A 25,784-nucleotide genomic window follows, 5' to 3' on the forward strand; every position below is an offset into this window, starting at 1 on the left:
GCACCTGGAAACACCGATGACGTACGAATGGGCCCCGAGCCACTGGGGTCAACGCCTGACGCGATCGCCGCACTGGCAGCTGCGCCTGGCAGACGAACAGCTGGTCCTGACCGTCGACGGTCAGGTGCATCACGCGCCGCTGGACGCGCTGCAGGTGCACCCGCGCCTGCCCTGGGCGCGCCTCACCCTCCACCGCGAGGGCCACGCCCCGTTGACGCTCGGCGGCCTTTCAGCGGCGTCCGCGCGCGGCTTGGTGGCGGCACTGGACGCGCAGCGTGGAGCGCAGCGCCAGCGTGACCATGTCGCCTTGTTCGGGCAGGCCCACGCCGCGATCCAGCGCTGGCTCACGCAGGTGCAGACCGCCACCGGTCTGGCCGACGAGGAGTCGCTGTGGCTGACCCACGAGCAGCAGCAGGCCCTGCTGCAGGCGCGCCCCACCCTGCCGCTCGATGAAGAAGCGCTGTGGGCGGTGTTCGATGACGCCGGCTTGCGCAGCGAACTGGATGGCGACCCCTCGGTGATCGAGGAAGCGCTGATGCTGTGGCTGGCCGATTGGCCAGCGATGTGGGCGCGCCGCAATGAAGCCCATCAGGCGCGCGAGCGGATCGCCAGCCGCCCGCTGCTGGACCGTGTCGAAAGCCGCCCCCTCACCGATGAACAGGCCCGCGCGGTGATCTGCTTCGACAACCGCGTCCAGGTGGTGGCCGCGGCCGGCTCGGGCAAGACCTCGACCATGGTCGCCAAGGCGGCCTACGCCATCGAACGCGGCCTGGTCGCACCCGAACGTATCGTCATGCTCGCCTTCAACAAGGACGCCGCGGCCGAACTGCAGGCGCGTGCCGACCGGGCCTTCGCGCGCGTCGGCCTGGATGGGGTGCGGGTGGAAGCACGCACGTTCCATGCGTTGGGCCGGCACATCATCGCCCAGGCGACCGGGCGGATGCCGCAGGTGCCGGACTGGGCGGTCGACCCGACGCAGGGCTTCCATCGGCTGGCCGAGATCATCGATGCGCTGAAAGACCGCTCCCTGCATTTCCGAACGCAGTGGGACATGTTCCGGTTGGTGTTCGGCCGCGATCTGCCCGTCATCGGCGGTGCGCTGGACGCCGAGGAATGGGACAAGGACGGCCAGGGGTACGTGCGTACGCTGCGCGGCGAGCGCGCGCGCAGCATCGAGGAGTGCGTGATCGCCGACTGGCTGTTCTACAGCGGCGTGGAGTACGTCTATGCACGACGCGACACATTCGATGCCGGGACGGACGAGTACCGCCAGTACCGCCCGGATTTCCACTATCCAGGCATTGCGCTGCATCACGATCACCTCGCCCCGGACGTTCACGGCCGTGCGCCGGCGCATCATGAGGGCCGCCAAGGCACCCGTCACGGCAACGAGCGGATCGAAACCACCTCCCACCAGTTGCGTACCGGCGAACTGTTCGTGCGGCTGGGCGAGGCGCTGTCACGGCACGGTGTCGTGCTCGATCCAAATCCGGACCGCGCGTTGCCCGAAGGCGGCGCGACGCCGATGCCGGATACCGAGCTGATCGGCCTGGTGCGCACCTTCATCAGCCACGCCAAGAGCAACGGGCTGGGCGTGCAGGACATGGTCGAGCGCCTGCGCCGCCTGCCCGACGATCACTTCAAGCACCGTTACCGTCTCTTCCTCGAACTGATCCTGCCGATCCTGGAGGGCTGGGACGATGCGCTGGTGGCCGAAGGCGGCATCGACTTCGAGGACATGCTCAACCAGGCCGCCGAACATCTGGAACAGGGGCGTTACGTGGCCCCGTTCGACCTGGTGATGGCCGACGAATTCCAGGATGCCTCGCGGGCCCGCGCGCGGCTGTGCCGTGCGCTGGTGCAGGCACCGGGCAGGCATCTGTTCGCGGTCGGCGATGACTGGCAGTCGATCAACCGGTTCGCCGGTGCGGACGTGTCGGTGATGACGGGTTTCGTGGCGTGGTTCGGGCAGGGCCAGGTGCTCAAGCTCGAGCAGACCTTCCGCTGCCCGCAGGCGCTGTGTGATGTCTCCAGTGCCTTCGTGTCACGCAATCCGGCGCAGATCCCCAAGGACGTCCACTCGGTCACGCCCGCGTATGGCGCGGTGCTGCAGGCCTTCCAGGTAGCCTCGCGCGACCGGCTGGCCGGCGCGGTCGAGCAGTATCTGCAGCAGCTGCACCAGCAACTGCTGAGCGGCCAGGTTCCGCCGGGCCGCGATGGCAAGGTCACCGTCTTCGTGCTCGGCCGCTACAACGCCGACCGCGCCCTGCTGCCGGCCACGTGGCGCGCACGCCATGGGCAGCTCATGGAGGTCAGCTTCCTCACCGCGCACCGCTCCAAGGGGGCCGAGGCGGACTACGTGATCCTGCCCGGCATGCTGGATCGCCGCTTCCCCAACACCCGCGCCGATGACCCGGTCCTGACCCTGGCGATGCCGGACAGCGATCCCTATCCGCTCGGCGAGGAGCGCCGCCTGTTCTATGTCGCGCTGACGCGTGCGCGCCGCTCGGTGGCGATGTTCACCGTGCAGGGCCGCCGCTCCGCCTTCCTGAGCGAGCTGGTCAACGACGGCGCGGTGCGGGTGACCTCGATGTCCGGCGAGACGATCCACGAGGAGGCGTGCCCGGCCTGCAGGGTGGGCGTGATCGTGCCGCGCAGCGGGCCGTATGGTGCGTTCCAGTCGTGCTCGGGGTATCCGCGCTGCGAGTACAAACCGCCCAGGACAGCCGGCCATGCCAGCCTGCGTACGGTCGCGGGGGCCTAGCGCTGCGCCTGTGCCGCTCAGCCGCGTGAAGCGGCCAGTGCGGCATCGATCTGCGCAAGCAAGGCACGCCGTTCCGGCACGCCCGGCATCACCCGCACCAGATTGCGGACCATCCGCTGGTCCTGCTGCCTGCCAAGCTGATCACCCAGCGCATGCAGGGCGCGCGCCTGGTGACCCGGTCCTTTCCGTTTGATCGAGGCCGCAAGCGCCCTGTCCAGCGCGGGCAGCGCCTCCAACTGCATCCGCAGGCGACGCACTCTGCGCCGCCAGCGATGCAGGTCCTCCGGATCCCCGGTATGGGCGGCGCGCTTCTCCGCCTTGACGGTACGACGTTCGCTGCGCGCCAGACCCTTGCGGAGATCACGCGCTCTCAGCGCGTCCCATGGCTGCGCCTGGAGGTCACCCGCGATACGCACCAGTGCCGCCTGACGGCGTGCGAACGCCGGGTCCCGCGCCAGCGCCCGGGCGAGAAGTACGTCGCGCCGCGCCGTCAGCCGACTGCACACGTCCTTCCACGGCCGGGCGGGATGCTGCGCGGCGAGGTGCTGGCAGGTCTCCACCACCACATGGGCATCGCGCAATGCCGACAATCCCTGCCCCAGCCGACGCAGGGCCGCGTCAGTCCGGGCGGTCTCAAGTTCGCTGCTCGCCAGCACCGCGAGCAGCGCGCGAAGGCGGCGTATCGTCTTGCGTGCACGATGCACGGCGTCGTGGACATCCGGCTGGAGCGCCAGCGCATCGGCGATGGCCCTGCACTCACGGTCTGCCAGTGCGCGGGCGGCAGGGCCGATGGCGGGTGGCGACATGGCGGTTTCCCCCGGAGACGTCGGGGGATTGTACCCATGCCAGCGGGCCGCCGGCTCAGGCCGGGTTGAACATCTGCCGCACGCCCCGAAGCAGCTCGTTCACGCTGAACGGCTTGGGCAGCAATGACATGCCCTGCCCCAGGAACTCATTGCGGACGGCTGCACTCTCCGTATAGCCGGTCACGAACAGCACCGGCAGATGGGGCCGCAGCACGCGTGCCGCATCGGCGAGCTCACGTCCGTTCATGCCCGGCAGGCCCACATCGGACAGCAGCAGGTCCAGCTCGCGGTCCGAATGCAGCTCCAGCAGGGCCTGCTGTGCGTTGATGGCCTCGACGACCTGATACCCGGCCTCGACCAGCATCTCGCGCACCATCATGCGCACCGAGTCGGTATCGTCGACCAGCAGGATGCGCTCGGCGCTGCCACGGGGCAGCTGCCCTTGGGTGACAGGTGCCTGGTCCGCAGGCTGGAGATGCCCCTCAGGCAGCAGGAGTTCGATCTCGGTGCCTTCGCCACGCTCGCTGGCGATGCGCGCACTGCCGCCGGACTGGCGTGCGAACCCGTAGGTCATCGACAGCCCCAGCCCGGTTCCCTCGCCCTGCGGCTTGGTGGTGAAGAACGGCTCGAACACCTTGGTCAGCAGCTCTGCGGGTATGCCGACGCCGTTGTCGAGCACGGTCACCGTAACGTAGTGACCCGGCGCCAGCTCATGGTCCCGCTCGATCTCGACTCGCCCGGCGCGGATGCGGATCAGGCCTTGGCCGGCCAACGCGTCGCGGGCATTGATCACCAGGTTGAGGATCACGTTCTCGAACTGGTTCGGGTCGGCGACCGCGATCAGCGGTTCAAGACCAAGCTCCAGCTCGAGTTCGATGTTCTCACCGATCGATCGCTGCAGCATGTCTTCCAGCGAGCGCACCCGCGCCACGACATCGAATGTCTGTGGATCGAGCGGTTGCTTGCGGGCAAACGCCAGCATGCGCTGGGTCAGCGCGGCCGCGCGGTGTGCCGAGCCCGTGGCGATCTCGACGTAGCGGGAGGCCTTGTCCCATTTGCCGCTGGACGCGGCGATCTCGATCATGTCCAGCCCGGAGATGATCGTGGTCAGCAGATTGTTGAAATCGTGCGCGATACCGCCGGTGAGCTGGCCCAGCGCATCCATTTTCTGCGCCTGCATCAACTCGATTTCGGTGCGCTCGCGCTCGGCGATCTGGAAGGCGAGCTCGGAGGTCGCACTCTCCAGTTCCTGCCGCTGCTCGTTCGCACGCGCATGCTGTTCGGTGGTGTCCTCGATGTGGACGAGTCCCTGCCCGGCGGCCTGGTACGGCGTCACCCGCCATTCGGTCATGCGGATCGTCCCGCCGACGCGAAGGCTGAAGGTTCCCTGCCAGCGCTCACCTTCGGCCAACGCCACTTTCAACGCACTGAGGGGAGCGACCTGATCCTGCAGCAGCTGCTCGAGTTGACCAGGTCCTGCCTGCTGGCCCAGCAGGCGGGTGAAGGCATCGTTGGCATCGTGGGCGTTGAGCGACGCATCCAAGACCGCGATCGGGGCATTGATGTGACGGTAGATCTCCCGGAAGCGCGCTTCCGTCTCGCGCAACGCCTCTTCAGCGCGGCGGGCGCGCAGCAGGCTGCGCAGCGTCGCCAGCAGCACATCCGGATCGACCGGATGGATCAGATAGCCATCCGCACCAGCGTTGAGGCCGGTGATCATGTCGCCGGTGGCGATCGACGCCGCGGAGACATGCACCACGGGCAGCAACTGCAGGCGGGGGTCTTCGCGTAGTTGGCGGACTACATCGAAGCCGCTCATGTCCGGCAGGTTCACATCCAGCACCAGCGCGCCGAAATCATGCTCGGCCAGCCGCGCCAGGCCCTCACCGCCGGTACCCGCCTCCTCCACATGGAACCCGTGGTGCTCGAGCACGCGGCGCACCGAGTAACGGGTCGCCACGTTGTCATCCACCACCAGGATGCGATCAGGAATCGGCATTCACGGTCTCCGTGGCCAGGGTCAGCGGCAGCACCACGTAGAAATTCGAGCCGGTGCCGATCTCGCTCTCCACGCCGACATGGCCACCGAGCAGCTCGGCGAAGCGTTTGCACAGCGACAGACCGAGGCCGGTGCCGCGCAGGCGCTTCTGCAGCGGGGTATCGACCTGCACGAAATCCTCGAACAGGGTCGACTGCAGCTCCGCCGGAATGCCGATGCCGGTATCGCGGACACTGAAGCGCACCGCGCTCTCCCCCTCCAGTTGGGTCGATACCACCACCTGGCCGCTGGGGGTGAACTTCAGCGCATTGGAAATGAAGTTGCGCAGGATCTGCGCCAGCTTCTTGTCATCGGTGTACAGCATCGGCATCACCGGCGGATCCTCGAACAGCAGGTCCACCTGGTTGCCTTCCACCAAGGGGCGGAACATGCCGCGCAGCGCCGAGAACAGGTCCATCAGGTCGAACCAGGCGGGCGAGATGGTGATCCGCCCCGCCTCGATCTTGGCCAGGTCGAGCAGGTCATCCACCATCTCGCGCAGTTCGCTGGTCGAGGTACTGATGAAGCGGACCTGCCGGCGCTGCTCCTCGGTCAGCGGCCCATCCATGCCGTCCTCCAGCAGCCGCGTCATGCTCAGGATCGAGCCCAACGGCGTGCGGAACTCATGGCTCATGTAGGACAGGAACCGGCTTTTCAGCTCGGACACCTCGCGCAGCTGCTCGGCCTGCTCGTCCAGCTCGGCATACAGCGCCAGCACACCCTGGTTGGTTTCATCCAACTCAGCGCGCAGCGCATCGGCTTCCAGGCGCAGCCGTTGCAGCTCCTGGTCGTGGGGGGTGGCGCTCAATGCAGGTCTCCAAGACGCAGGGCAACGATGCCGGCGTCATCCCGGCCACGATCGAAATCACGGTGCAGCACCGCCACGATCAAGGCCGGGTGGCGGTGGAACAGGCCGGGGTAGTCGCGCAGGCTCCAGCGCGCCTGCAGTCCATCACTGTGCATGACCAGCAGCGTGCCTGCCGCCGCGTGAAAATGGAATGGTTGTGCCTTGCGGTACTGCACCCCGACGATGCCCGGGTGCGAGGCCAACCCGCGTGAGCCGGTGGGCTCGCACAGACTGGCGGCGATGTTGCCGATGCCGGCGAACTCCACCTGGGCACTCGCCACGTCCACGCAGGCCACCGCCGCCGCACCGCCGCGGGTGCCCGACATGCTTGAATGCAGGACGCCGATCAACGCCGGCGCGCCAACCGCAGACGATTCTGCGACGGCATTCACACCGGCCTGTGCTGCATCCGCGGCGGGCAATCCATGCCCCAGCCCATCGATCACGGTGACCGCCACGGTCTGTCCATCGGCGCGCAGATGCCAGGCATCGCCACAGGCCAGCTCGTGGCGCATGGGGATGCGCAGCGCACCGTAGGCCACGTCGATATCGCCAGGCGCACGACTGGCGTAGATCCGCGCCACCACGACCGCGCCTTTGCCGTCGCACCAGGCATCCAGCACGGTGGCCTGGCGCTGGATCGCCCCCAGCCCCAGCCCTTGCGTGCCCCCGGTCGAGTAGCCGTCCGGCAGGCACTCGGCCAGGGAAAAGCCCGGACCGGTGTCCACGGTGCACAGCTCCACACCCTTGCCGCCGCGGCCACAGACCTCGGACAGGTACATGCGTCCACCGCGCCCATGCTTGAGCACATTGGTGGCCATCTCCGTGGCCACCAACGCCGCGCGGCCGGCGTCCATTTCATCCAGCCCGATCAGATCGGCCAGCGCCAGCGCTTCGCGCCGGGCCTGGCCGACCTGTGAGGATTCCTCGACCACCACGATCCGCGTCACCCGGCCGCCGAAGTTCAGCTCCATTTGGTGATCGTGATACGGGTGCCCTGCCCCGGTGCACTCTCCAGTTCGAACTCATCCACCAGCCGGCGCGAACCGGACAGGCCCAGGCCCATGCCGGAGCCGGACGACCAGCCGTCGGTCAGGGCCTGTGCGACATCCGGAATGCCCGGGCCGTTGTCGGCGAAGACCAGCCGTACGCCCTTGCGCAGTCCCTTCTCGACCACGTCCCAGTCCATGGTCCCACCGCCACCGTAGATGACGGCATTGCGGGCCAGTTCACTGGCGGCGGTCACCAGCTTGGTCTGGTCGATCAAGCGCAGCTTGCACGCCACGCAGATCTGACGTGCGGCCTGGCGGGCCAGCACCACATCCTGCTCGATGCGGATCGGCAGCGAACCACTGGACGCCGTCATGAGCTGGCTTCGTCTTCGTCGGTGCGCTGCAGCAGCTTCATGCCCCGCTCCACATTGAGCGCGGTGCGCACGCCACTGAGCGTCAGGCCCAGCTCGACCAGGGTGATCGCCACGGCCGGCTGCATGCCGACCACCACCGTGGTGGCATCCATGATCCGGGCCAGCGAGGAAATGGTGGCGATCATCCGCCCGATGAACGAATCGACGATGTCCAGTGCGGAAATGTCGATCAGCACACCGCGCGCGGAGGTACTGCGGATCTTCTCGGTGAGGTCGTCCTGCAGGGTCAGCGCCAGCTGGTCATGCATGTCCACCTGGATGGTCACCAGCAGCAGATCGCCCATCTGCAGGATCGGAATGCGCTCCATCTCAGCGGGCGGTCCGGGTGACGGTCTGGCCGGTGCGCTTGAGCGCCAGCGCCAGTGCGTCGGCCAGATTGGCCTTGGTCACGATGCCATTGAGGTCCAGCCCCAGGTGCACGATGGTCTGGGCGATCTGCGGGCGCACGCCGCTGATGATCGCATCGGCGCCCATCAGGCGGATGGCGGTGACGGTCTTCAGCAGATGCTGGGCCACCAGCGTGTCCACGGTGGGGACGCCGGTGATATCGATGATCGCGATTTCGGACCCGGTATCCACGATGCGCTGCAGCAGCGACTCCATCACCACCTGGGTGCGCTGCGAATCCAGCGTGCCGATCATCGGCAGCGCCAGCACGCCCTCCCACAGCTTCACCACGGGGGTGGACAGTTCGAGCATTTCTTCCTGCTGGCGCTGGATCACATCTTCGCGCGTCTTCTGGAACACGCTGACCGTGTGCAGCCCGAGCTGATCGATCAGTTCGGAGATCGCCCACAGCTGGTCGCCCAGCAGTGCCGGATCATTCGCGTAGCCCTGCTGGATCACCTCGAACAGCGGGCGCTTCAGCGAGAAGATGAAGCTGGCGGTTTCCGAGGAATTGAATCCCTTCAGGACGCGCTCGCGCGACAGTTCCTCCAGGAAACGGCGGATGTCCTGCCACTCTGCCCGCGCGACGGAGCTGACGTCCGTGGCCGACAGTGCGTCCAGGAACAGGCGCCAGAACTCGCGGACCTGGCTGTCCAGCTCGCGCGAGGAAAGGCGGCCGTCCTGTGCCTGGCTGGAACCGGCCAGATTACCGGCCCATGCAGCAAGCAGGGGCTCCTGGTGGCTGCGGATGAGATCGATCGTGCGCTGCTGCAAAGCCGCCATGGAAAAGGTCCTGAGAGAGAAGGGAAACCCGCGGATGGGCTGGCGACCCATCACCGATATGAATGGGGGCCGCAATTTTCAAAGCTTAAATGAATTCAGGAAGATTGGGCATGACAATGGATGCCAGCGGCGTGAAGGCTCTCTGCACCTCCCTGACTCGTTCAGATACTGCCAGTGCGGCGCGCGTCCAGCAGCCCGCAACGGCACGCCGCCACAACGCATCAGGCCGCCCGGAGGCGGCCTGATGGTGGAGCGGTCAGCGCAGCAGCGCGAACAGGAGCAGCAGCGGAATCGGAATGCCGAGCATCCACAGCAGAATGTACTTCATGGTGTTTCCTCCCTTGAGGTGGTCAGGATCACAGGTCGCGGCGGCGGCCGCCCCAGGTGGCACTCAGGCTGGCGATGAAGGCACCGATCAGCAGCGTGATGAACAGCCAGAGCGCGGCGTAGGCGGTGGCCTTGCGGGCATCGTCTGCGGCCTGCTTGGCCTGCTCCTTGGCGTTGTCCAGCGCCGCACGCAGGCGGGTCTGGACATCGGTCACGCGGGCCTGTGCCTCGGCCTGGGTCATGCCGGTCTGCGCCGCCACCAGCTGGCTCAGATACTGCGTATCGGCCGGATCCATTGTGTCGGACTTCAGGCTGTTGACGATGATGCGGTTGACCTCGGTACGGACCTCACGGCTGTCCGGGCGACGGTCGGCACCGGGCATCGGATGCGGCGGCGGCACTGCGCCGTTTGCGGATGGTGCGGGCGGTGCGGCCGGATCGGCGGGACCGGCCGGCGGCGCGGGCGGCGCAGCGGTCGGGCTGGCACGGAACAGCGAATCCACCCAGTACTGCACGTCACCCTGGTCGTTGCCCATCGCAGCCGAACCTGCGCCGGCTGCGGCGATACCGCCTGCCGTCGAGGCGGCGGCGCCTGCGGTAGCACCGGCCACCTTGGCACCCGCGCCGAGGATGCCGCCAATCGCCGAGGTCAGCAGCGCGGCCGTGAGCAGCGTGGCCACCGCCCACGAGACGAAACCATGCGCGGTGTCGCGGAAATAGGTCTCATCACCGTGGATGTTGCTCCACTTCGTGCGCAGGCGCCCCGCCAGATAGCCACCCAGACCCGACGCGGCGATGGCGGTAAAGGTCAGCCAGGCGATGCTGGACCAGCCGAACGTTTCAGCGGTCACACCTTCAAACGACCACGGCGACACCGATGACAGGCCGAGGCCTACACCGAGTATCACCAGAATCAGCGAGAGCGCCGCCGCAGCGATCGCACCGGCCAGGATGGCACCCCATGACACAGCGCTGTCGCGCGGAAGATCCACCACCGGCGGTGGGGTGACCACGGCCAAGGTCGCGGCAGCGACGGGCTCTGGGTGGGCGTAATCGCCTCGGGTATTCATAGCGTATGGCACTCCTTTTCATGCGCTGCGGACGCAGCTCGCATCGGCAGGCTGCGCTTGCGGTCGTGAAATACGCGAGACGCTGAAAACAAGACGATGTGGACGCGATGGCATCGTCGCGGCACCCACCCGCTGCTCAGACGCGACGGCCCAACAGCATGAAAACCCCGAACACTCCGCCCAGCGCCCCGACAATGGCCAGCTCAATGGACGGCTCACGCAACCGCAGCGCCATGACAATACACATTGCTCCCAGCCCGACGATCAAGGCACCGATGGCGCGGGCACGGACGGACCCATAAAACCAGGTGCGTCGCATCGGCTCGGTCAGCGCTGGCTGCTGCCGATGCCAGGTGTCCAGTGCGTGCTGGAACTCGCGCAGCAGCCGGTCGCGACTCTGCAGGTCCGCCGCGCTCACCAATAGTGTCGGCCTGCCCGGGCGCACCAGCGTTAGGTAGTCGTCGGTTCCCCAGCGGGACAGATCGGCAAAGCGCACGGCATCGCGCCGGGAAAACATCAGGCCGTCGGGCATCACCATCACCTCGTTGCGGGTGGGAAATCCCTGGAAGGCGAGCAAGGGCGGAATCACCAGGCACAGCAGGGCGACCACGATCGCGACGCCGACCGGTCCCCGATTGAGCACGATGAACATGAAACTGCCGGCGGCCAGTGCGAAGGCCAATGGCACGGCCAGTTGATGCCAGCGGGTATAGACCGAGACCTGGATTCCCTGCAGGGGTTTCATGTTGGGTTCCCTCCTCCATCGGCACGCAGCGACGGCATCGAGCGGCGTGCGGCCGGCCTTGCGCCCGGCCAGTGGGCGCTTCCTGCCCCATGGTCTTCGATGTCGGCGCCAGCGGCAAACCGGCGCTGGTATCAAAACCGCATCGCCCTACCATTGTCGCGTCCGGAACAATGCCATCGCATCCTCACAGATAGGGGCTCACGCCTATGCAAAAATGAGGGAACTGTGGCACACCGCGTCGCAGTGGACGGTGTGAGCTCCTGACGACCAGGCGACACCGTGCCATTCGGGCGGTGGTCACCACTGGCAACGAGCAGGAGTCAATGAATGTCCTCGAGGAATTCCGGCGCAAGCGCCTTGGAGCTGACCAGCTGCGCGCGTGAGCCGATCCGTACCCCCGGCGCAATCCAGCCTTACGGATTGATCCTGGTCCTCGATCACCTGACATTGACGGTCAACGCCCGTGCAGTCGCGCAACCGGACCTGATCGAGGCGCTCGGCGACCCCTTGGGGCACTCTCTGGAGGCGGTGCTCGGCGGTACCCTGGCCCACTGCAGGCCGCTGCTGGAGGCGCTGGAGCAAGGCGCTTCGCATTTCCTGGGAACGCACCCGGTGGGCACCGCGGGACATCACCACACCGTGGCGCACCGGATCGGCGATGAGATCATCATCGAACTGGAAGCGCCGGTGCCGGGTGAGCCGGGCTCGCTGGAGGACCTGTACCCCTCGATCCGCCGCTTCATGGCCGCCATCGAGCGTGCGCCCACCACCCAGGCGCTGTGCGAGCTCGCCGCCGAGCACATCCGCGCCTTGACCGGCTTCGATCGCACGATGCTCTACCAGTTCGACCCGGACTGGAACGGCGCGGTGGTGGCCGAAGACCGCAATACCGTGCTGCCCTCCTACCTCGACCTGCGCTTCCCGGAATCGGACATCCCCGCGCAGGCACGCGAGTTGTACCGGCAGAACCGGGTCCGGCTCATCGCCGACAGCCAGTACACCCCCGTGCCGCTGGTGCGCCTGCCGGCCATCGCCGATGCGCCGCCCACGGACCTGGGCCCGGCGATGCTGCGCAGCGTCTCGCCGGTGCACCTGCAGTACATGCGCAACATGGGGACCGGTGCATCGATGTCGGTCTCGGTGCTGTGCGAGGGCGAGCTGTGGGGCCTGATCTCCTGCCACAACCAGGTCGCGCGCCGGGTGCCGTACCACGTGCGCACGGCCTGCGAGTTCATCGGCCAGATCCTGTCGCTGCAGATAGCGCTGAAGCAGCGCGCGGTGCTGATCGAAGAGCGGATCGCGCGCCGGGCGATCCAGGTCCGGCTGCTCGGGCGGATGGCCGGCGATACCGATTTCATGGCCGCGCTCGGCCGCGACCAGCACAGCCTGCTCGCGCTGACCCAATCCACGGGCGCGGCGATCGTGCACCGTGGCGAATGCATCCTGCACGGCGACTGCCCGAGCGAGCGCCAGGTGATGCAGCTGGTCCAGTGGCTGACGGCGCAGCAGATCGAGGGCGATATCTTCTGCACCGACACGCTGCCGCAGCGATGGAAGGAGGCACAGGCCTTCGCCGACGTCGCCAGTGGCGTGCTGGCCATCTCCATCTCGCAGCTCCACGACAGCTTCGTGATCTGGTTCCGGCCGGAGGTGGTCCGCACCGTACGCTGGGGCGGCGATCCGCGCAAGGAAGAGACCGGCCAGCCGCTGTCGCCGCGCACCTCGTTCGAGGGCTGGAAGCAGACCGTGCGCGAGCAGTCGCTGCCCTGGAACGAGGTGGATCGCGATGCCGCGCTGGAACTGCGCGCCGCGATCGTCGACATCGTGCTGCGCAAGGCCGAGGAAATGGCCGCGTTGAACGAGCAGCTGCTGCGCAGCAACAAGGAGCTCGAAGCATTCTCCTATTCGGTCAGCCATGACCTGCGCGCGCCGTTCCGCCACATCGTGGGCTACTCGGAACTGCTGTGGTCCTCGGCCGGCGAGCGATTGAACGATTCAGAAAAGAGATTCCTCGAGACCATCGTGGAGTCGGCAAAATCGGCCGGGACGCTGGTGGATGACCTGCTCAGCTTTTCGCAGATGGGCCGCTCGACCATGGGCCAGATCGCGATGGAGATGACGGCCTTGGTGGATGACGTGCGCCACAAGCTCGACATGGAATACACCGGCCGCGCCATCGACTGGCAGATCGCACCACTGCCCAAGGTGCTGGCCGACCCCGGCATGCTGCGGCTGGTCTGGCAGAACCTGCTGGCCAACGCGATCAAGTTCACCCGCGACACGCCCGAACCCCGCATCGAAATCGGGCACGAACGCACGGACACCGAGGATGTCTTCTTCGTGAAGGACAACGGCTGCGGTTTCGACATGCGCTACGTGGACAAGCTGTTCGGCGTGTTCCAGCGGCTGCACCACGTCGATGAGTACGAAGGCACCGGCATCGGCCTGGCCAACGTCCACCGCATCATCACCCGCCATGGCGGCCGCACCTGGGCCCAGGGCCAGGTTGGCGCCGGCGCGACCTTCTTTTTCACCATCCCCTTTACTGCTGGAGACCACCTATGAGAGATCTGCGACCGATCCTGCTCGTAGAAGACAACCCGAAAGACGCCGAACTGACGATGGCGGCGCTTGCGCGCTGCCAGCTGCTCAACGACGTGACCCATGTGCGCGACGGCGTGGAAGCGCTGGAGTATCTGCGCTGCCAGGGACGTTACGAAGGGGCCATGCACGGCGGGCCCGTGGTTGTGCTGCTGGACCTCAAGCTGCCCAAGCTCAACGGCCTGGAAGTGCTGAAGGAAATCCGCACCGACCGCGCCCTGAGCAGCACCCCGGTGGTGATGCTGACCTCCTCGCGGGAGGAGCAGGACCTGATCCGCAGCTACGAGCTGGGCGTCAACGCCTTCGTGGTCAAGCCAGTGGATTTCAAGGAATTCCTGGAGGCGATCCAGGGGCTGGGCATGTTCTGGGGCATCACCAACCAGCCGCCGCCGCACGGCACGCTGTTCGGCGGGAAGAGTAGAAGCGATGGCTGAGGCTGCCACAACAGGGACCATCAGCATCCTGATGGTCGAAGACAGCGCGCTCGATGCAGAGCTGATCAGCGCGCAGCTGCGGCGCGCCGGCCTGCCGTTCACGGCCGAGCGCACCTGGTCGCACCAGGGCATGCTCGACGCCCTGGGCACGGCCTCCTTCGATGTGATCCTGGCCGACCATGTGCTGCCGGGCTTCGACGGCGACGCGGCCCTCACGCTTGCCAGCGAGATCGCGCCCGAGACGCCCTTCATCTTCGTCTCCGGCACGCTCACCGAAGAGCTGGCGGTGAAAGCGCTCAAGCGCGGCGCGCGCGATTACGTGGTCAAGTCGCGCCTGCAGCGGCTCCCCGATGCGGTCGTCCGGGCCATCCAGGAGGCGCAGGAGCGCCGCCGGCTGCTGCGCGTGGAAGCCGAGCTGCGTGACAGCCACCAACGGCTGAAACTGATCACCGATTCACTGCCAGCGCTGATCGCCTACTTCGGCCACGACCACCGCTACCGCTTCGCCAACAATGCCTACTTCGAGTGGCATGGGCTGACCCCGGACACCGTGGTCGGCCGGCATACGCGCGAGATCATCGGCGAGGACAGCTTCAACGGCATCCAGCAGCATCTCGCTCGCGTACTGGCCGGTGAGAAGGTGAGCTTCGACATGCTGTCGCTGCGCAGCAACGGTACCCCCCGCCATGCACAGGTGGACTGCGTGCCCGAGCTGGGCCCCGACGGGTCGGTGGTGGGTTACTACGCCATGGCACGCGACATCAGCGAGCTCAAGCAGGCGCAGGCCCTGTTGAAGGCCAGCAACGAATCGCTGGAGCGCCAGGTGGATGAGCGGACCTCGGCCCTGCACCGCAGCGAAAGCCGGCTGCAGGCCCTGTTCGAATCCAGCTTCCAGCACCAGAACCTGCTGACGCTGGATGGCTACATCATCGACACCAATTCCGCCTCGCTGGCCGCCATCCTGGCCGACAAGCAGGACGTGCGCGGCAACCTGTACTGCGAATCGGCGTGGTTTGCCGATACGCCCGGTGTGCCCGGCGTGGTCTGCACCGCCATCCTCGAGGCCGCGGCCGGCACTGCTTCGCGGCATGAGCTGGAGCTGCGCCTGCCGACCGGCAAGCGCACGTTCGACTTCTCGTTCCGGCCCCTGTTCGATCATCAGGCGCGGATCACCGCCGTCGTCTCCGAGGCCGTTGAAACCACCGCGCGCCGTCAGGCCGAGGAAGCGCTCCGGCACAGCCAGAAGATCGAGGCGGTAGGCCAGCTGACGGGCGGCATCGCGCATGACTTCAACAACATCCTGACCGTGATCGCCGGCAACATCGAATACGCCAAGATGCTGACCGACCGGCTCGGTGACACGGCGGGCAATTCCTCGCGCGCGCTCGACAACGCTATGAAGGGCGTCATGCGCGCGGCCAACGTCACCCAGCGCCTGCTCGCGTTCTCGCGCCGCCAGCCGCTGAAGAACATGCCGGTGGATCTGAACGAAGAGATGCGCGGGATGCAGGACATGCTCAAGCGATCGCTGGGCGAGCTGGTGCAGATCGACATGCTGCACAGCCCGGATATCTGGTGCGTGGAGATCGATCCGAGCCAGCTCGAGGCCTCGATCCTCAACCTCGCGGTCAACGCACGCGATGCCATGCCCGAGGGCGGCCGCCTGACGATCGAGGTCGACAACATCCACCTGGACAAGGATTACGCGGCACAGCATCCCGATGTTCCCCCCGGCCGGTACGCCATGATCCGCGTGCGCGACACCGGCCAGGGCATGTCGCCGGGGGTGATGGCGCGCGTGTTCGAGCCGTTCTTCACCACCAAGGAGGTCGGCCGCGGCACCGGGCTGGGTCTGTCCATGGTGTACGGCTTCGCCAAGCAGTCCGGTGGGCACGTCCTGCTGGATTCCGCCGAGGGCACCGGCACCACGATCACGCTGCTGTTCCCGCGTTCGGCGGCCGCCCTGCCCAGCACCCGCATGGCCGACGCCCAGGCGCTGGACGCCTTCGAGGTCGAGGAGGAAACGACGGTCCTGGTCGCCGAGGACAATGACGATGTCCGGGCCTATACCGTGGACACCCTGCGCCAGCTGGGCTATCGCGTGCTCGAAGCCCATGACGGCCCGTCCGCGCTGCGCTTGCTCGACCGGACCGACGTGCGCGTGGACCTGCTGTTCTCCGACATCGTGATGCCGGGCATGTCCGGCTGGGCGCTGGCCAAGGAGGCGCTGGCCCGCAAGCCCGGCCTGCGGGTGCTGTTCACCTCGGGGTATCCGCGCGATATCGACGCCAGCGGCACGGTCGGCCGCAGCATCGCCCTGCTGGCCAAACCGTTCACCCGCAGCGATCTGGCGCGCTCCATCCGCACCTCGCTGCAGGATGAAAGCGCCGCCCACAACGGTGCCGCGTTGAACTGACGCCCCCGCGCCAGGCGGGAGCCGTGACAGGAGTTCCCGGCCGTCATGACGCCGGGCAGGCGTGCGATGCACGGCCGGCTAACACGCACGGGCGCTAAGGTGGAGATCCGCACAGGTGGCTGCACGCCACGAGGATCTCCACCCGCAATGAGTGCTGCCCGTACCCACCCGCGATGCCGCGTCCTGCTGGTTGAAGACGACGCACCCATCCGGGAGATGACCAAGGACATCCTCAGCGACGACGGCTTCGATGTCCTCGATGTCGCCGACGCTGAAACCGCACTGGGATGCCTCAAGCGCGACGGCCCGTTCGATCTGCTGGTATCGGACGTCGGCCTGCCCGGCATGGATGGCCGCGACCTGGCCACCATCGCCACCACGCTGCACCCGGCCATGCCCATCCTGCTGGTGACCGGCTACGCCGGGGCTGCGGGTGCCCGTCCCGATTTCCGCGGCGACGACATCAAACTGCTGCGCAAGCCCTTCACGCTCAAGCAGCTGGTGAGTTCGGTGCGGTCGCTGCTGTGAGCGCAGCGGGCACGGTCGCCCGCGTGCACGCGCCCGGGACGCGCCGTTGGCGATGATGCGCGCACCCTCCCCGCTCCCGCCGACCGCCATGGCCAAGCCGACTGGCTCCCGTCTCGTCATCTATGCCGCCCTCGCCGGCAACCTCGCCATCGCCATCGCCAAGTTCGTCGCCGCCGGCATCTCCGGCAGTTCGGCCATGCTCAGCGAGGGCGTCCACTCCCTGGTGGACACCATCAACGAGTTGCTGCTGTTGTATGGCCTGCGCCGGGCGGAGCAGAAGCCGGACACCCTGCATCCCTTCGGCTACGGGCGCGAACTGTACTTCTGGAGCTTCATCGTGGCGCTGCTGGTGTTCGCGGCCGGCGCCGGCGTGTCGGCCTATGAAGGCATCCAGCACATCCGCGATCCCGAGCCGGCCACCAACCATCTGATCAGCTACATCGTGCTCGGCGTCTCGATCGTGTTCGAGGGCACCTCGTGGTGGATCGCGCTGCGCGAGTTCCGCGCCACCAAGGGTTCGCTGGGCTACTTCGAAGCCTTCCGCCGCAGCAAGGATCCCTCCACGTTCACCGTGCTGCTGGAAGACAGCGCCGCCCTGCTCGGCCTGGGCTTCGCGCTGGTCGGCCTGCTCGCCGCGCAGCTGCTGGAGATGCCGATCCTGGATGGCGTGGCCTCGCTGTGCATCGCCGGCGTGCTGGCCGTCACCGCCTTCCTGCTCGCCCGCGAAACCAAAGGCCTGCTGGTGGGCGAGCCGGCACACCCTAGCGTGGCCAAGCGCATCCTCGCCGTGGCCAGCTCCGATGCCGATCTGCGCCGCGCCAATGGCGTGACCACAATGCAGATGGGCCCGGACCAGGTCGTGGCGATGCTGAGTGCGGAATTCGAAGATGATCGCACCACACCGCAGATCGAGGCGTGCATCACGCGGATCGAGAAGGCGGTGAAGGCCGAGTACCCCGAGCTGGTGGCGTTGTTCGTGAAGCCACAGACGCCGGAGGTGTTCCAGGCACGACGCGCGGCGCTCGGGGAGCCGCATCCCGACAACTGAGCACACTGGACACTGCACCACGCATGCGTCGATTCGCCCAAGCCATCGCCGATACAGCCTCCCTGCCCGACGGGCTTCCCGCCGCATTGGCACGCGTGGTGGCGACCGCGCCGGACCACTACAACATCGGCAAGGGCGGCACCGCGACCGTGCTCGCGCGTGACCACGATGGTTCGATCGCGGTGGCCGACATGGTGTGGGGCCTGGTGCCGCGCTGGTCCAAGGAGCCTGCCACGCCCTACACGACCGTCACCGCCCGCCTGGATCGCGCGCCCCGCAGCCGCATCTACGCGCAGGCGTGGGCGCAGCGCCCGTGCGTGCTGCCCCTGAGCGGCTATTACAAATGGGACCGGCAGCGCCGACCGCCGTGGCCGCTGTTCGTGCAGCGCAGCGATGGCCTGGCCCTGCTGGCGGCGGGTCTCTGGGAGCACTGGGAAGGCGACGACGGCCAGCAGCTGGACAGCTTCACCGTATTGACCGGCCCCAACACCGCGATCCCTGCGCCACTGACCCCGGATGGACCGATCTTCATCGATGCGGGTACGGCGCTTGACTGGCTCAGCGGTGCTTTCAAAACGCCCGCGGCGTTGAGTGCCCGAACGTCCAGGCCGGCCTTGGAGGCGTATCCGGTGAGCCGTGCCTTCCGCGATCCCGCGCGTGACGATTACACGCTGCTGGAACCTGTCGATCCGGATGCCGCGGCAGGAACCGCCGAGGCGCAGGAATGGGAAGACGATGGAGGGGACGAGCGCGATGCGGATGAATGAAGTGCAGCGCGCGTGAGCGTCAACCTTTCCGGCGCTTGAACGGATTCCGGGGCCGCGGCGGATTTCACCTTCGCGCCACCGCCTTCCCGTCACGGTGGAGATGCCCAGCAACACGGGCCCTCTCTCTAATCAATCGTGGAGTCAACCATGGACAAGAATCGCACTGAAGGCGCCAAGAACCAGGTCAAGGGCACCGTAAAGGAAGTCGTGGGCAAGGTCACCGGCGACAAGACGAAGGAAGTGGAAGGCAAGATCCAGAAGGGTGTTGGCGAAGTCCAAAGCGACGTGGGCAAGGCGCGGGACGACGCTCGCCGCTGAGTCGTGACCCCACCGCTCTCTGACCCGACCCGGGCGGAGAGCAGTGGGAGGCTAGCCGTGTACATCGCCGGCGTACGCCACCCAACCTCGGAATGACAGCGCGGCATAGAACAGACCCGGCCGCTCGAATCCCGCCTCCTCCAGCATCGCGACCTCTTGCTCCGGCGACAACGTGGGCAGCCGATTGGCGATGCTGTCGGCACGTGCAGCTGCCGTCTCTCCCACCAGACCGCGCGCCGCCACGAACGCAGCCCAGCGCTGGAACCACCTGTGTTTCTCCAACGGATCGCTCGGCACGCTGTGGTGCGCGATGATCAACGGTGCACCTGGCTTGAGGCGACGCCGTAGTGCGCACAGCGTCTCGAGACGCTCTTCCGCTGACAGGAAATGCAGCGTCAGCAAGCAGGTGGCACCATCGAACGCGGTATCCGGCGCGCTGTCGATATAGCCTTCGATGAGGTCTACGCGGGAGGACAGCTCAACGCCCAGAACGCGCTTCGCCAATCCAAGCATCTCGGCGGAAGGGTCCACCCCGGTGAAGCGCCAGGTAGGACTCGCTTCTGCGAACGCCTTCAGCTCCATGCCACCGCCCGCCCCCAGGACCAATACGCGACCGTGCGCTGGCACGTATTCGGCCAGCAGGACGTGGGTCATCTGGTGCAGCGCCTGGACGCCGGGTACCTGGCGGACCAGGTTGTCGGCGTACTGGGCGACGGCATCGGGATCAGAGAAGGACATGCGACCACCAGACCTTGGGCCTTAAATGTAACACTAGCCGTTACATTAAAACCATGATTTCAGACTTTTCTGACATCTCGCACCAGCGTGCCTTCAGTAGGATCAACACACTCGACGCGAGTGATGCCCGCCAGGACGGCACTGTCATTGCCGTCACGGCGGACCGGCAGTCAGATAAGGAGCGCCTGAAATGAATCGACACATCCTGCTATTGCTCGTGGGCGCCGCCCTCGTACCTGCCGCCGCGGCCAGCGACGGTCCCGTTCTGAAGGGCACGAAGGAGCTCCGCGACTACTGGATCTATGACCACGCGACGTCCCTTCCCCTCGCCGAAGCCGCCGGCATGGACATCATCGTGCCGCCTGAAATGAACAGGCAGGCCGTTCCCTGGAACAAGACCTACGCTGTCCGGATCGACAGCACGGGCACCGTCATCAGCGCGGAGTGCACGGATTGCGCCGAAAATGATCCCGTAGCACCGATCGTTGCGCGTGGCTTCTTCGTGGAGCGCTACACGCCTGCGCCTGGAAACACGCAGCGTCTCCCCGTGCAGGTCCTACTCCCCGCCGAGCTGATTCCCCCCGCCAGCTGAGCGCGTTCGGGCACCGGCTACTCCAGCAGCCCCATCAGCGAGTGGTGCACCGCTACACCTGCCAGCGCGCCCTCGCCCACTGCCAACGCGATGCTGCCCGCCATCCGGGCCGCATCGCCGCAGGCAAACACGCCCGGCACCGTCGTCTGTTTGGCCGAATCGGTGGTGATGCAGCCGCCATCCTTCAACTCGCAGCCCAGCTGCCCGGCGAGATCCGTGGACAGCCGCGAATGCGGCGAGATGAAGAGCGCATCCACCTCCACCCGCCGCCCATCGGCGAGCACCACCGTGGCGGTGTCTTCCACGCGTGTCACCTGCGCCGATTCGATCACGACGCCGCACTCCTCCAGCCGTGCATGCTGCTCCGCATCGATCCTGGCGGATGCCTCGCTGCAGAACAGCGTGATCCGACCCCAGTCGCAGAGCAACAGGGCCTGGGCCGCGCCGCCATCCTTTGCGCAGCCAATCACACCGATGCGCCCTTCGAACACCTCGTAGCCGTGACAGTAAGGGCAATGAAAAACGCTCCGGCCCCAGCGTTCGCCGATGCCGTCGATGCCGGGCAGGTCGTCGGTCACCCCGTGGGCCAGGATCACGCGATCCGCCACGAAGGTCTGGCCCTCCTCGACCGTGACCTGGAAGCTTCCGCCGTCATCGATCACCTGTGCCGACACCGCAGTATCGGTGAGCCACGTCAGGGTCGGATAGCGCAGCAGTTCGTCGCGGGCCTGGGAGGCGATGTCCGCCGGCGGCAGGCCTTCCCTGCCGAGGAACCCATGGGCGACGCGCGCATTCCGGTTGCGCGGTTTTCCCCCGTCGATGATCAACACCTTGCGCCGGGCGCGGACCAGCTGCAGCGCTGCCGACATGCCGGCGTAGCTGCCGCCGATGATGATCACGTCGTACTTTCCGTTCTCGGGCGCGGGAGTGGACATAGCGCTTCCAGGGCTGGGTTGAGGGCATCATGCGCCCGCCCACCGGCTGCATCCTGTGAGGCAGGCAGGAGCGGTCGCCGCCGATGCCCAACAGCGTTGCGGTTGCACACTTCGCCAGCGCGATTCAGCAGGCACTGAATTGCCCTGTGCTATCTATCGACCATGCGGCGCATGACGTGCTGCACGACGCGTCTCCGGGCGCGCGACGGCCGTGCTCCGTGGCCACGCCGGATCTTCGACAGGCTATCTGGGTAAAGCCCGCATGACATCGATCTTTTCCACCACACCTCTCCGCCGGCCGCGCATGACCCGCGGCATCGCACTGGCACTTCTCCCGCTGAGGCGTTACAGCACGTTCTCCGGGCGCGCCAGCCGCAGGGAGTTCTGGGCGTTCTCACTGCTTGCCTTCGGCGCGCTTGGCGGTTGCTACGCCCTGATGATGTGGACCTACAGTGCCGGATGGGTCATCACGGGCATGGTGCTGGCGGCGCTGCTGGCCCCTGTGCTCGTGATCCCCCTGATCGCCGTCACGATCCGGCGGCTTCACGATATCGACGAATCCGGTTGGCTGGCGCTTCTCATCCTCGTGCCGTTGGGCGTGTTCGTGTTCTTCCCGCTGATGCTGCTTCCCCCTACGCCGGGATCAAATCGCTTTGGCGCGCGTGACCAAGACCTCATGCAACCGGACGAATGAGCCAGGCAGCCCGGATCTCTGGTCGAGCCACCCTCACTCACTCGCCCTGCATGTTAATATTTCTCATTCGCACCTGACCCCTCCCCGCGCCCGATGACCCGCCCATCGCTTCGTCTCTCTGCCCTGGGCCTGGCCCTTACCTTGGCCTGTATTTCGGCCCATGCCGCCCCGCCCTCCTCCGCCGATGTGCAGCAGTTGGACGCCGTGCAGGTACTCGGTCGCGCCCAGACCCTCTACCGGGTGGACGACGCCACGGTGGGCACGCGTACGGACACGCCGTTGGCGCTGGTGCCGCAGTCCATCCAAGTGGTGCCGCGTGAGCTGATTGAAGACCAGGCGGCCCGCCAGATCACCGACCTGTATCGCAGCATCAGCGGCATCAGTTTCTTCAGCTATGCCGGCGTGACCCTGCGCGGCTTCCGCCAGGAAAACGTGCTGTATGACGGTCTGCGCGGCGATCCCTATGCCGGCTTCTCGGTGCCGCAGCTGTTCAACATCGAGCGGGTGGAAGTCCTGAAAGGACCGGCCGGCGCCCTGTATGGCGGCGGCGATGCCGGGGGCGTCATCAACTACGTGACGCGCAAGCCGAAAGCCAGCCCCGAGCGCCGCATCGAACTGCAGGCCGGCAACAACGATTTCCGGGCTGCGTCGATCGAGGCCACCGGGCCGATGAACACTGCTGGCAGCGTGCGCTACCGCGCCGGGCTGTACGGCGACACCGAACAGGGCGTGCGCTGGAACGCGGACAGCGAAAGCGTGATCGGTGATGCGTCGCTCGCCTTCGACGTGGGCGATACCGGCGAGTTGACCCTGCAGTTCACCGACATTACCCAGAACCTGGGCGGCAATCGCCTGCGTGGCGTGCCAGTGGACGACAACGGCAGTTTTCTGACCGACCGTCGCTGGAACCACAACGAAGCCACCGACTTTCTCGACATGCGGGCCAAGGTCGCGTTGGCGCAGTATCGCTTCTCGCCCAGCAGCAACCTCGACGTGGATGTGGGTGCACGCTGGTTCGAGAACAACGAACACCAGATCTACCACGAGCCGATGGGGCTGATCGACCGCAACCGCGACGGCGTGCCCGAATGGATGACACGCCAGCTGCGCAACCAGATCCGCGACAACGATGCATTCACCGCCAACGGCAACGCGGTGTGGCGCGTCAGCACCGGCAACATCGAGCACAAAGTGCTGTTCGGCGCCGATGTGTACCAGCAGGATGCCGACTTCACCGCGCAGACGGCCAACAGCGCCGACCTGCCGCGGGGTGCCGGCCCGGTGCCAGGCATCGACCTGTTCAACCCGGTATATGGCGCAAGTTCGTGGCGCGACTACAACCTGGCCACCCTGCCCTGGCGCAGCACGAGCACACGCAGCAAGCGCTATGGCGGCTACCTGCAGGACGAACTGACGCTGACCCCGCGCTGGCATGTGCTGGCCGGACTGCGCTGGGATGGGTTCAAGGACGATGACCGCATTGCCGGCACCGCCGTGGACGGCAATGACATCAGCTGGCGGCTGGGCAGCACGTATACCGTGCGGGAAGGCGTCAATGTCTACGCGAACATCGCCAGCGGCTTCATGCCCCAGAGCGCGGCCAACCAGAGCGCCGAGTCGGGCGGCCCGTTCGATGCGGAGCGCAGCAGACAATGGGAAGTCGGTTTGAAATCCCTGCTGGCCGAGCGTGTGACCCTGAACCTGGCCGCGTACCGGATCGACCGCAGCAATATCGTGCAGGCCACCGGCGAGATCGTGGACGGCGTCAACCAACTGGCCGCCCTGGGCCTGGTACGCAGTACCGGCATGGAGCTGGATCTGCTGGCCGATGTCACCGAACGCTGGGTACTCAACCTGACCTACGCCTACAACGATGCGCGGGTGAAGGATGCCGGCAGCAACGGCATCACCGATGCCGCCGGCGACCGCTTCGCCAATGCGCCGCAGAACAAGCTCGGCCTGTGGACACGCTACGACCTGCCGGCGATCCATTCCGCCATCGGCTTCGGCGCCGATTACGTGGATGAGCGCGTCAGCCTGGATGGCCAACGGGTAAAGCCGTACACCGTGTTCGACATGAGCTGGAAGACGCAGTGGCAGCAGTGGCAGTTCCAGGCCAACGTCAAGAACCTGTTCGACAAGGTCTATGCCGCCAGTGGCTTCACCGAGCGCACCGGCCACTTCCCGGGTGAGCCACGCCGCGTCTATGTGCAAGCTGCGTACTCTTTCTGAGCCTGCCCATGCGCCCGCCTTCGCCAGCGCCCCCCAACCGCCCTGCGCGCAGTGGAAGTGGACGGCGGCTGTGGTTCGACCTGCACAGCTGGCTCGGCCTGAAACTCTGCCTGTTCATGGGCTTTGTCTGCCTTACCGGCACGCTGGCGGTGTTCTCGCAGGAGATCGACTGGCTGCTGCATTCCCCCATCCGCGTCGCCGATGGTGGTGAACAAGCCGGCTGGGGGGCAGTCATCCAGGCCGCGCAGACGGCGCATCCGGACTGGGAGCTGCAAGGCATCTCCGCCGGCCACACGCGCCTGTTCGCGGCGCGTGCGCAGATGCGCCGACCCGATGGCAAGCGGCGCTTTGTCTGGATCAACCCTTACACCGCGCAGGTGACCGGCGACACGGGCTGGTTCAATACGCAACGGCTGCTGCGCAACACCCATCGCCACCTGATGCTGCCGGTGGCCTGGGGCGTGCCACTGGTGGCGGCACTTTCCATCCCGTTGCTGTTGTCGCTGTTGAGCAGCCTGTACATCTACAAGAAGTGGTGGCGCGGTTTCTTCAAACGGCCTGACGCCTCGCGACCGCGCCGCCTGTGGGGGGATGTGCATCGGTTGGCCGGGGTGTGGTCGCTCTGGTTTCTGCTGCTGATCGGGTTGACCGGGGCGTGGTATCTGATCGAATCCCTCGGCGGCGATGCACCGGCCGCACCGACCATGCAATTGGCCAAGGACGATGACCGCGTTGCCGCCGTAGACCCGGTCGCCGTCGACGCTGCCGTTCGGACCGTCCGCCAGCAATGGCCCAGCCTTCGGATCCTTGGCGCCATCCCCGCACGCGATGGCGGCAGCATCCTGTTCATGGGCGAGGCCGACGCCTGGCTGGTGCGGGAGCGGGCGAACAACATTGCCGTGGACCTGCGCACCGGGCACGTAATCGGCATGCATGACGGCCGTACGCTGGGGGTCCATCAGCGCATCGCCGAAATGGCCGATCCCCTGCACTTCGGCAGCTTCGGTGGGTGGCCCATCCGGCTGCTGTGGTTGCTGGCCGGCACGCTGGTGACAGGGCTGTGCCTCACCGGCGTGTATCTCTACGGACTTCGTACAGTGGATTCGCTGCGATCAGCAGCTAAAAGGCGGCAGACATGAGTCAGGACAAACTGCCCGGCCCCTGGCGCGCAGCGTGGCACGGCATGGGTCGCTGGCGCTGGCTGTGGCTGGCACTGCTGCTGGTGTGGGCGTCGCTGGTGCCGCTGGAGGCAATGAAGTAGAAGCGCTCACCCGTCGAACAATGGCAT

General features: G+C 66.7%; 24 protein-coding genes. 13 read left to right on the forward strand and 11 right to left on the reverse strand.

The features are described 5' to 3' along the window. Positions 1-16 precede the first annotated feature (16 nt). Positions 17-2,764, forward strand: a complete 2,748-nt coding sequence (locus ABE473_RS10865) for a UvrD-helicase domain-containing protein (RefSeq protein WP_346489467.1) — start codon at positions 17-19, stop codon at positions 2,762-2,764. A 17-nt stretch (positions 2,765-2,781) separates the two neighbouring features. Here the strand turns inward: ABE473_RS10865 and ABE473_RS10870 are convergent, their stop codons facing one another. From ABE473_RS10870 to ABE473_RS10910, 9 genes are all read right to left on the reverse strand, one after another. Beyond that, positions 2,782-3,570, reverse strand: a complete 789-nt coding sequence (locus tag ABE473_RS10870; protein WP_346489468.1) for a CHAD domain-containing protein — start codon at positions 3,568-3,570, stop codon at positions 2,782-2,784. A 55-nt stretch (positions 3,571-3,625) separates the two neighbouring features. Continuing rightward, on the reverse strand, positions 3,626-5,569 hold the full coding sequence (locus ABE473_RS10875) for a response regulator (RefSeq protein ID WP_346489469.1): 1,944 nt from the start codon (positions 5,567-5,569) through the stop codon (positions 3,626-3,628). Further along, positions 5,556-6,416 carry an ATP-binding protein gene (locus tag ABE473_RS10880; protein WP_319207029.1) on the reverse strand — a complete coding sequence of 287 codons (861 nt, stop codon included), beginning with the start codon at positions 6,414-6,416 and terminating at the stop codon, positions 5,556-5,558. The genes ABE473_RS10875 and ABE473_RS10880 overlap by 14 nt, the downstream gene beginning before the upstream one ends. Further along, entirely contained in the window at positions 6,413-7,429 is a 1,017-nt protein-coding gene (locus tag ABE473_RS10885) for an ATP-binding protein (protein WP_346489470.1), read from the reverse strand. Before ABE473_RS10885 ends, ABE473_RS10880 begins: the two co-directional genes overlap by 4 nt. Further along, complete coding sequence (locus tag ABE473_RS10890) at positions 7,420-7,821, reverse strand: anti-sigma regulatory factor (protein WP_176988606.1); 402 nt, start codon at positions 7,819-7,821, stop codon at positions 7,420-7,422. Before ABE473_RS10890 ends, ABE473_RS10885 begins: the two co-directional genes overlap by 10 nt. Further along, positions 7,818-8,189 (reverse strand): STAS domain-containing protein, encoded by a 372-nt coding sequence (locus ABE473_RS10895; RefSeq protein ID WP_319207024.1) that lies wholly within the window; start codon positions 8,187-8,189, stop codon positions 7,818-7,820. Before ABE473_RS10895 ends, ABE473_RS10890 begins: the two co-directional genes overlap by 4 nt. Before the next feature lies 1 nt (position 8,190). Then, positions 8,191-9,051 (reverse strand): STAS domain-containing protein, encoded by an 861-nt coding sequence (locus tag ABE473_RS10900; RefSeq protein WP_346489471.1) that lies wholly within the window; start codon positions 9,049-9,051, stop codon positions 8,191-8,193. 356 nt (positions 9,052-9,407) lie between these two features. Further along, positions 9,408-10,448, reverse strand: a complete 1,041-nt coding sequence (locus tag ABE473_RS10905; RefSeq protein WP_346489472.1) for a hypothetical protein — start codon at positions 10,446-10,448, stop codon at positions 9,408-9,410. A 136-nt stretch (positions 10,449-10,584) separates the two neighbouring features. After that, entirely contained in the window at positions 10,585-11,193 is a 609-nt protein-coding gene (locus tag ABE473_RS10910) for a hypothetical protein (RefSeq protein ID WP_346489473.1), read from the reverse strand. 327 nt (positions 11,194-11,520) lie between these two features. Here ABE473_RS10910 and ABE473_RS10915 point away from each other — a divergent pair, with 327 nt between their 5' ends. The 7 genes from ABE473_RS10915 (at position 11,521) to ABE473_RS10945 (ending at position 19,305) form a co-directional block, all read left to right on the forward strand. Continuing rightward, complete coding sequence (locus ABE473_RS10915; RefSeq protein ID WP_346489474.1) at positions 11,521-13,758, forward strand: ATP-binding protein; 2,238 nt, start codon at positions 11,521-11,523, stop codon at positions 13,756-13,758. Then, the gene (locus ABE473_RS10920) at positions 13,755-14,228 is read left to right on the forward strand and encodes a response regulator (RefSeq protein WP_179458624.1); all 474 of its coding nucleotides are present in this window, start codon (positions 13,755-13,757) and stop codon (positions 14,226-14,228) included. The genes ABE473_RS10915 and ABE473_RS10920 overlap by 4 nt, the downstream gene beginning before the upstream one ends. Continuing rightward, on the forward strand, positions 14,221-16,644 hold the full coding sequence (locus ABE473_RS10925; protein WP_346489475.1) for a PAS domain-containing protein: 2,424 nt from the start codon (positions 14,221-14,223) through the stop codon (positions 16,642-16,644). The genes ABE473_RS10920 and ABE473_RS10925 overlap by 8 nt, the downstream gene beginning before the upstream one ends. Positions 16,645-16,791: 147 nt before the next feature. Continuing rightward, entirely contained in the window at positions 16,792-17,172 is a 381-nt protein-coding gene (locus ABE473_RS10930) for a response regulator (protein ID WP_179458622.1), read from the forward strand. Between the two features lie 88 nt (positions 17,173-17,260). Continuing rightward, on the forward strand, positions 17,261-18,220 hold the full coding sequence (locus ABE473_RS10935; RefSeq protein WP_346489476.1) for a cation diffusion facilitator family transporter: 960 nt from the start codon (positions 17,261-17,263) through the stop codon (positions 18,218-18,220). A gap of 23 nt (positions 18,221-18,243) precedes the next feature. Next, the gene (locus ABE473_RS10940; RefSeq protein ID WP_346489477.1) at positions 18,244-18,987 is read left to right on the forward strand and encodes an SOS response-associated peptidase family protein; all 744 of its coding nucleotides are present in this window, start codon (positions 18,244-18,246) and stop codon (positions 18,985-18,987) included. Positions 18,988-19,134: 147 nt separating this feature from the next. After that, on the forward strand, positions 19,135-19,305 hold the full coding sequence (locus ABE473_RS10945; RefSeq protein WP_019184192.1) for a CsbD family protein: 171 nt from the start codon (positions 19,135-19,137) through the stop codon (positions 19,303-19,305). Positions 19,306-19,356: 51 nt separating this feature from the next. Here ABE473_RS10945 and ABE473_RS10950 read toward each other — a convergent pair whose 3' ends face one another. Beyond that, a complete protein-coding gene (locus tag ABE473_RS10950) occupies positions 19,357-20,043 on the reverse strand; it encodes a class I SAM-dependent methyltransferase (RefSeq protein ID WP_346489478.1) in 687 nt (228 codons plus the stop codon). 190 nt (positions 20,044-20,233) lie between these two features. Between ABE473_RS10950 and ABE473_RS10955 the strand changes: the two genes are divergently transcribed. Then, the gene (locus tag ABE473_RS10955) at positions 20,234-20,635 is read left to right on the forward strand and encodes a hypothetical protein (RefSeq protein WP_346489479.1); all 402 of its coding nucleotides are present in this window, start codon (positions 20,234-20,236) and stop codon (positions 20,633-20,635) included. A gap of 17 nt (positions 20,636-20,652) precedes the next feature. Here the strand turns inward: ABE473_RS10955 and ABE473_RS10960 are convergent, their stop codons facing one another. Next, positions 20,653-21,570 carry an NAD(P)/FAD-dependent oxidoreductase gene (locus ABE473_RS10960; protein WP_346489480.1) on the reverse strand — a complete coding sequence of 306 codons (918 nt, stop codon included), beginning with the start codon at positions 21,568-21,570 and terminating at the stop codon, positions 20,653-20,655. Between the two features lie 262 nt (positions 21,571-21,832). On the opposite strand from ABE473_RS10960, the gene ABE473_RS10965 reads away from it, so the two are divergent. From ABE473_RS10965 to ABE473_RS10980, 4 genes are all read left to right on the forward strand, one after another. Further along, entirely contained in the window at positions 21,833-22,264 is a 432-nt protein-coding gene (locus tag ABE473_RS10965; RefSeq protein ID WP_346489481.1) for a DUF805 domain-containing protein, read from the forward strand. A 93-nt stretch (positions 22,265-22,357) separates the two neighbouring features. After that, a complete protein-coding gene (locus tag ABE473_RS10970; protein ID WP_346489482.1) occupies positions 22,358-24,496 on the forward strand; it encodes a TonB-dependent siderophore receptor in 2,139 nt (712 codons plus the stop codon). Between the two features lie 8 nt (positions 24,497-24,504). Continuing rightward, positions 24,505-25,635, forward strand: coding sequence for a PepSY-associated TM helix domain-containing protein (locus ABE473_RS10975; protein ID WP_346489483.1), 1,131 nt, complete (start codon positions 24,505-24,507; stop codon positions 25,633-25,635). Next, positions 25,632-25,757: a hypothetical protein gene (locus tag ABE473_RS10980; protein WP_257018564.1), complete on the forward strand. Its 126-nt coding sequence runs from the start codon at positions 25,632-25,634 to the stop codon at positions 25,755-25,757. Before ABE473_RS10975 ends, ABE473_RS10980 begins: the two co-directional genes overlap by 4 nt. Positions 25,758-25,784: the final 27 nt, after the last annotated feature.

Origin of the sequence: Stenotrophomonas sp. TWI700 (assembly GCF_039673645.1) — a bacterium.
In the GTDB taxonomy this organism is placed as follows: domain Bacteria; phylum Pseudomonadota; class Gammaproteobacteria; order Xanthomonadales; family Xanthomonadaceae; genus Stenotrophomonas; species Stenotrophomonas maltophilia_AA.